Origin of the sequence: Roseisolibacter sp. H3M3-2 (assembly GCF_029211165.1) — a bacterium.
GTDB lineage: Bacteria > Gemmatimonadota > Gemmatimonadetes > Gemmatimonadales > Gemmatimonadaceae > Roseisolibacter.
In genome coordinates, this window is the sequence record NZ_JARGEK010000671.1 from 1 (window position 1) to 1,120 (window position 1,120).

Below are 1,120 nucleotides of genomic sequence, written 5' to 3' on the forward strand. Positions count from 1 at the left end.
GCCAGACGACCGCCGCCGCGACCGCCGCGAGGGCGGCGCCGCCGTGCAGCAGCGCGCGGCGCCCGGGGCGGCGCGTGCTCCGCGGGACGCACGCGTCGGCGAACGCGCGCATCGTCGGGTGCCGCCCGGCCGGGTCCTTGGCCAGCGCGCGGGCGACCGCGGCGTCCACCTCGGGCGGCACCTCGGGGCGCAGGGCGCGCAGGCGGCGCGGCGGCTCGACCAGCGCGCGCGACATCAGCGCCTGCGTCGTGCGCCCGCTGAACGGCGGCTCGCCGGCCAGCATCTCGAAGAACACGCAGGCGAGCCCGTACTGGTCGCTGCGCCCGTCGAGCTCGCGGTCGCCGGCGATCTGCTCGGGGCTCATGTAGGCCGGCGTGCCGAGCGAGAAGCCGGTCCCCGTGATCCGGTCGGGGCCCACGCGCGAGAGCGCCAACGCGATCCCGAAGTCGCCGACGATCGCCTCGCCCCCCGCCAGCAGGACGTTCTCGGGCTTCACGTCGCGGTGCACCACCCCGTGCTCGTGCGCCCACGCGAGCCCGGCGGCCACGTCGCGGACGATCTGCACCGCGTCGGCCACCGGCAGCCGCCCCTCGCGGTCGAGGCGGGCCCGCAGGCTCTCCCCCTCGATGTACGGCATCACGTAGAACAGCCGCCCGTCGGCCTCGCCCGAGTCGAACAGGGGGAGCACGTGCGGGTGCTGCAGCGCGGCCGTGAGCTCGATCTCCTGCACGAACCGCTCGGCGCCGATCGCGGCGCTCAGCTCGGGGCGCAGGACCTTGATCGCGACCAGGCGGTGGTAGCGGAGGTCCTCGGCCAGGTGCACCGTGGCCATCCCCCCGGCGCCGAGCTCGCGCACCACGCGGTAGCGCTCGGGGAGCGGGGGGAGGGGCGCGGCCAGCATGCTGGCGAAGGTACGATTCCTGGCGCCGTGGCGCAGTACCACGCCCCGCCCCCGCTCAGTGGCAGTTCGCCCCCTCCAGCGCGTCGGCGCGGCTCCGGGCGGCGACGCTGCGGGCCGCCAGCGCCAGGAGCTTGGGCGCGCACCGGGCGCACCCCTCGAGCCGCGTCTCGGCGTGGTGCGCGACACCGCCGGCGAGGCGCGCGGCGTCGCAGGCGCCAG

Annotated in this window: 1 protein-coding gene; it reads right to left on the reverse strand. The window is 77.6% G+C overall.

The window, feature by feature from the left end; genetic code table 11:
- The coding region (locus tag PYV61_RS25620) for a serine/threonine-protein kinase (protein ID WP_275836719.1) at positions 1 to 901 on the reverse strand (901 nt) is incomplete at its 3' end.
- Positions 902 to 1,120: the final 219 nt, after the last annotated feature.